Source organism: Mesorhizobium sp. M2A.F.Ca.ET.037.01.1.1, from assembly GCF_003998075.1.
Taxonomy (GTDB): domain Bacteria; phylum Pseudomonadota; class Alphaproteobacteria; order Rhizobiales; family Rhizobiaceae; genus Mesorhizobium.
On record NZ_RZSA01000424.1, the window covers coordinates 1 to 5,271 of the forward strand.

The window sequence follows — 5,271 nt, forward strand, 5'->3', positions numbered from 1 at the left end:
GCCAAGGGCGGCGGTCCCCTTGTAGGTGCCGGCGGGCTTCACCGCGGCGATGCGCCCGCCCGAGATCCAGACTTCCCGGTCTGCCAGGATGCGTTCGGAATAGGTCGACAGCACGCGCGCCCCGGCAATGACCAGGTCGGGCTCCTGCCTGCCGAAGGCGACGTCGGCCAACCTCCGCGTCATGGTAGAGAGCGGCTGTACCGAGAAGCGGCTGAGAGTGTTCATGACTTTTCTGCCTTCTGCCTTGGCGCCTGCGCTTCAATAATAGTCCGGGATGCCCGGCATGGTCACGAAACCGGGGAGCGAACGGACGCGCCGTCCCCAGCGCCGCAGCCCGGCATATTCATCGTGGTCTATCCCGAAATCGCGGCTGAGCGCGAAGGCCGGAAAAAGCGCGATGTCGGCGATCGTGGGATGGCCGGCCGCGAACCAGTCGAGGCCCTCGTAGCCGCGCGCGATCATGTGGTCGTCCATGATGCGCAACAGCTTGCCCGCCGATGCCTGCAGCGCCTCGCCGTCGCCCGGCGTGTCGAACAGGGAGTTGCGGCGCGCCTCGCCCGCGACCGCCAGCGCGCCGGCCGAAAAGACGAGCCACTGCATGACGCCGGCGAAGTCGGCGCCCTCCGCCGGCAGCCATCTGCCAGCGGCGTCATTGGCGCGGGCAAGATGCGCAAGGATCGCTTCGGCGCCGAACAGGGTCAGGTCGCCGTCCTTCAGAATCGGCAGTGTGCCGAGGGGGTTCATGGCGAGGAAGGGCGGCGTCGTCTGCTCGTTGCCAGGGAAGGCGTTGACCGCGATCGGCTCCCATTTGAGGCCGAGCATCGAGAGCGCGAGCCGCACCTTGTAGCAGTTCTCGTCGAGCTCGTAGTTGTAGAGGACGATGCCGGCCATCACGCGGCCACCGCTGCTGCCGGCTGCGTCTCGATGCGGTGGCGCAGTTCGGCCGTCCAGGCCAGGAAATGCGCCTGTCCCTTGCCGGCATAGCGTGCGGCAGGTCCGGCGATGACGACATGCAATGCCGTGCGCTCTCTGGAAAGGCTATGCAGGCCGAGGAGCAGCATGTCGTTGCCAACGGTCAGCGCGTAGAGACGGCCGTCGATCTGGCGGAGGACGGAGGCTGCAGCCTCGTCGCTGAAAGGGCGCGACGGTGTCGTCTCGATCGCAGCCAGCACCGCGTCAATGGCTGCGCCGAAAAAGACACTGCGCACCGGGACGGTCTCGCCGGCCTCCTGCGGGGCAGGGGGCGCGGACTCAGTCGGCTCGGTGGCCACCCAGATCATGCCAGCCACCTCGACCGTCTGGAAGACCGGCACCCTAATGCTCCCCGGCACGTCCAGCTCAGGATGAGCCGGGATGTAGCGGCACTGCCCGGCCGTGTCGTACTGCCAGCCGTGATAGAGGCAAGCGATGTGGTCGCCACGCACGAAGCCGAAGCTGAGCTTCATGCCGCGATGCGGGCAACGGTCTTCCCACACATGCGGTGCGCCTCTGTTGTCGCGCCAGACGACGAACTCCTTGCCGTCGATATGCGTGCCGGCCGAGCTCCCCGGCTCAATCGAGGCCGACAGTGCGACCGGATGCCAGACACCCGCGGTGGTCATCGTTCTTGTTCCCCATTGGAAATGCTGTGGAGTCTGGTGCGCTCATAGTCGAGCACGAGGCAATCGAGCGGGCCGAGACTGCACGCCATCTCGAACGCGTCGACGAGGTCGGGCTGGCCCGAGACTTCGACGGTGAAGCGGTCGGCGGCGACGCTCCTGATCGCCATCTTCAGGTCGAGCTTCTCCGCCCGCCGGTCGCAGAACTCGGCGAAGCTGGGCGGCACCAGCCGTCCGATGAAGGACAGCCGGGCGGTTTCGGTCGAGACCGCCTTCACTCCAGTCCTCGCTGCTTCATCGCACCACACACGCTGCCTACAATCCCAGCCATTTGCACAATTTTTAGGCAATATTGCTTTCTGTCTAATTAGGCATCATTTTGGGGCTTGTGCAAGCCAAATTTCCCTGACATCTGTTGCGTAAGGGAGAATTGAAGGCACGGAAAACGACGAAATAGTCGAACAACTTCGTGTTGAGTGGGTGTCCCGCAACGGCCTGAAAGAGCCGGAAGGGAAATGAGGCAGATGGCGCCGTTGGCGACATTGTGCCTCGCAATGGGGAAGGCTGATGTCTTTGGCGAGCTTCGTTCAGCAGCTGCCCAAGGTCGAGTTGCATCTGCATCTCGAGGGCGCCGTTTCCGCCTCTACCTTCGCCGATCTCGCCGCTTTGAATTCGGTCGCGCTGCCCAAGCCGACAGCCGAGCTGTACAGCTACGACAACCTGCCCGATTTCCTGAAAATCTACGACCTGGTCTGCGCCTCGATCAAAAGCGCCGCGGACTTCTCGAGGATCACCTTCGAGGCGCTGGAGCGCTGCGCGATCGCCGGCGCGCGCTACGTCGAGCTCTTCTTCAGCCCGCATGCGCATCTCGCCCACGGCGTTTCCTACTCCACCATGCTCGGCGGCGTCCTCGACGGGATGCGGCGCGCCAAGGAAAAATATAGGGTCGTCTGCAAGCTCATTCCCGCGCACAGCCGCGAACTCGGACCGGAACGCGGCGAGCAGTTCCTGGATATCGTGCTCGCCGAGCGCGTGCCCGACGTGATCGGCATCGGCCTTGACTACAACGAGGCGCCGTTTCCGCCGGCTCCCTGCGCGAAGATGTACGAGCGCGCGCGCTCAGAGGGGCTGAACGTCACCGCCCATGCGGGCGAATCCGGCCCGGCCGAGAACGTTGCCGACAGCATCGACCTGCTCGGCGTGCGCCGCATCGACCACGGCTACCACGTGGTCGACGATCCCGCGCTGGTCGAGCGCTGCAAGGAAGCCGGCATCGTCTTCACCTGCTGCCCCAGCACGACGTTGGCAACCACGGTCTGGCGCGACCTTGCGGCTCCTCGCCACGCGATTCGGCGCATGATCGAGGCTGGCCTCAACGTCACCATCCATTCCGACGATCCGCCGATGTTCGCCACCACGCTCGACCGCGAATACGCGCTGGTTTTGGACAATTTCGCGCTCTCGCCGGAGGCGCTGAAGAAGATCGCGCTCGCCGGCCTCGAGGCCGCATGGCTCGACAACGAAACCAAGCAGGCATGGATGTCCGAATGGTCGGCGGAAATCGATGGCCTGCTGAAGACCGAACTCCTCCCAAACTGACCGCCGTGTATCGCGCAAAGGATAGAACATGATCAGTATCGAGAAGCTTTCCCGCCGTGGATTCCTCAACATGGGCGCCGCCGCCGCCGCCTCGCTCCTGCTGCCCAGGACGGGCCTGATCGGCGCCGCGCGCGCCGCGGCGCCGCTGCCTGCCGTGGCCGAGGAAGATGCCGTAATCGGCTTCGGCCATGTAGGCCCGGTCACCGACGAAGGCTGGACCTGGGCGCATCACCAGGGCGTGCTGGCCGTGCAGAAGGCGTTCCCCAAGCTGAAGAAGGTGCTCGAGGTGGAGAACGTGCCGTACTCGGCGGATGCCACCCGTATCTACCGCCAATTCGTGAGCGAAGGCGCCAATCTCATCTTCGACACATCCAGCACCGGCGACTTCCTGCACGAGGTTGTGAAGCGGGCGCCCGACGTCGGCTTCATGGAGTGCGACGGCCGCACCACGATGGACAATCTCGGCTGGTACTATCTCAACCATTGGTACCCGACCTATGTGGTGGGTGTTGCCGCCGGCCATCTCAGCAAGTCCGGCAAGCTCGGCTATGTCGCCTCCTTCCCGGTTCCGTCGGTGTTCAGCGGAACCAACGCCTTCCTGATGGGCGCGCGTTCGGTCAATCCGAATGCCACGCTGCAGGCGGTCGTCATCAACTCCTGGTTCGACCCGCAGGCCGCCGCGCAGGCCGGCACCGCGCTCATCGACAATGGCTGCGACTTCCTGTTCGGCATCATGGACGAGGCCGCCTATCTGCAGGTCGCCGAGAAGCGTGGCGTCTGGGCAGCGATGTGGAACACCGACATCCGCCGCTACGGTCCGAACGCCTACGTCTCCTCCATCATCATCGACTTCAAGGCCTTCTACGTCGACCAGGTGAAGAAGCGCCTGGCCGGCGAGTGGACGTCGAGCGAGAACCTGTTTGCGATGGGCAAGGGCATCGACCGCGACGCATGGGGCGAGAAGGTCCCAGCCGATGTCGCCAAGGCGGCCGATGAGGTCCGGCAGAAGATCATCAACGGCTGGTCGCCCTTCGCCGGCGAGATCAAGGACTCGACCGGCAAGGTCCGCGTCGAGGCCGGCAAGACCATGACCGACCTCGATCTCTACTACTGGGATTGGTCGATTGAGGGCGTCTCGGGCCTCAGCGCCTGATGACCTGCCATAACGCAGCGCATTGCGGCAGACCGGCATGAACGCCACGCAGGACCGCTACATCGCGGCGCCGGGAACGGCGCCGCTGGTGCAGCTGAAGGGTATCGCCAAATATTTCCCGGGCGTCGTCGCCAACCAGGACGTCGATCTCGACGTGCTTCCGGGAGAGATCCACGCGCTGCTCGGCGAGAATGGCGCCGGCAAGTCGACGCTGATGAACATTCTCACCGGCATCTACCAGCCCGATGCAGGCGAGATCACCATCGACGGCTACGCCAAGGAGTTCGCCACGCCGCTCGACGCAATCGCGGCCGGCATCGGCATGGTGCACCAGCATTTCAAGCTGGTGCAGGCCTTCACCGTGGCCGAGAACATCCACCTCGGCTGGAGCGAGACGCCCCGGCTTGCCTCCGCTCGTAAGCTGGAGGCGCGGACGAAGGCGCTGGCCGAACGCTTCAACCTGCATGTGCGTGCGGACGTGCGCATCAACGAGCTTTCGACCGGCGAGCAACAGCGCGTCGAGATCCTGCGCGTGCTCGCCCGCCAGGCCCGCATCCTCATCCTCGACGAACCGACGGCAGTGCTGACTCCGGCCGAGGCGCGCGAGCTCTTCAAGGCGCTGCGTGAATTCACCTCGCGCGGCAACGCGGTCATCTTCATCAGCCACAAGCTGGACGAGGTGCTGGAAATCTCCGACCGCATCACCATCCTGCGCGGCGGCCGCAGGATCGCGACGCACGACACATCCGAGTGCAACCCCCGGATGCTGGCGCGGCTCATGGTCGGCCGCGACATCGTGCTCGCCGACATGCGGCAGCGGCCGCCCGGCGCGGCGCCCCGGTCGGCGGAGCCGATCCTGAGGCTGGAAAGCGTCTCGGCGCTCGACGACGGCGGAAAAACTGCGCTCCACGACATCACCCT

At 65.1% G+C, this 5,271-nt stretch carries 6 protein-coding genes and 1 pseudogene; 3 read left to right on the forward strand and 4 right to left on the reverse strand.

Annotation, left to right across the window (positions count from 1 at the left end):
* From EOA27_RS20380 to EOA27_RS20395, 4 genes and pseudogenes are all read right to left on the reverse strand, one after another.
* Positions 1–225, reverse strand: a pseudogene (locus EOA27_RS20380) (adenine deaminase); the annotation flags it as partial.
* 33 nt (positions 226–258) lie between these two features.
* Positions 259–891, reverse strand: a complete 633-nt coding sequence (locus EOA27_RS20385; RefSeq protein WP_126078771.1) for a glutathione S-transferase family protein — start codon at positions 889–891, stop codon at positions 259–261.
* The gene (locus EOA27_RS20390) at positions 891–1,601 is read right to left on the reverse strand and encodes a Rieske (2Fe-2S) protein (RefSeq protein ID WP_126078770.1); all 711 of its coding nucleotides are present in this window, start codon (positions 1,599–1,601) and stop codon (positions 891–893) included. Before EOA27_RS20390 ends, EOA27_RS20385 begins: the two co-directional genes overlap by 1 nt.
* On the reverse strand, positions 1,598–1,876 hold the full coding sequence (locus EOA27_RS20395; protein WP_245467185.1) for a hypothetical protein: 279 nt from the start codon (positions 1,874–1,876) through the stop codon (positions 1,598–1,600). The genes EOA27_RS20390 and EOA27_RS20395 overlap by 4 nt, the downstream gene beginning before the upstream one ends.
* 289 nt (positions 1,877–2,165) lie before the next feature.
* Here EOA27_RS20395 and add point away from each other — a divergent pair, with 289 nt between their 5' ends.
* The 3 genes from add to EOA27_RS20410 form a co-directional block, all read left to right on the forward strand.
* Positions 2,166–3,197 carry an adenosine deaminase gene (gene add / locus EOA27_RS20400; protein WP_127256999.1) on the forward strand — a complete coding sequence of 344 codons (1,032 nt, stop codon included), beginning with the start codon at positions 2,166–2,168 and terminating at the stop codon, positions 3,195–3,197.
* Between the two features lie 28 nt (positions 3,198–3,225).
* Positions 3,226–4,350 (forward strand): BMP family ABC transporter substrate-binding protein, encoded by a 1,125-nt coding sequence (locus tag EOA27_RS20405; protein ID WP_126078768.1) that lies wholly within the window; start codon positions 3,226–3,228, stop codon positions 4,348–4,350.
* A 37-nt stretch (positions 4,351–4,387) separates the two neighbouring features.
* Positions 4,388–5,271 (forward strand): ATP-binding cassette domain-containing protein (locus tag EOA27_RS20410; protein ID WP_127257001.1); only part of this gene is annotated, 884 nt, incomplete at its 3' end.

Coding starts and splice junctions, on each gene's coding strand:
- EOA27_RS20385 (WP_126078771.1), bottom strand. CDS start 891: ATGGCCGGCATCGTCCTCTACAACTACGAGCTCGACGAGAACTGCTAC.
- add (WP_127256999.1), top strand. CDS start 2,166: ATGTCTTTGGCGAGCTTCGTTCAGCAGCTGCCCAAGGTCGAGTTGCAT.
- EOA27_RS20390 (WP_126078770.1), bottom strand. CDS start 1,601: ATGACCACCGCGGGTGTCTGGCATCCGGTCGCACTGTCGGCCTCGATT.
- EOA27_RS20405 (WP_126078768.1), top strand. CDS start 3,226: ATGATCAGTATCGAGAAGCTTTCCCGCCGTGGATTCCTCAACATGGGC.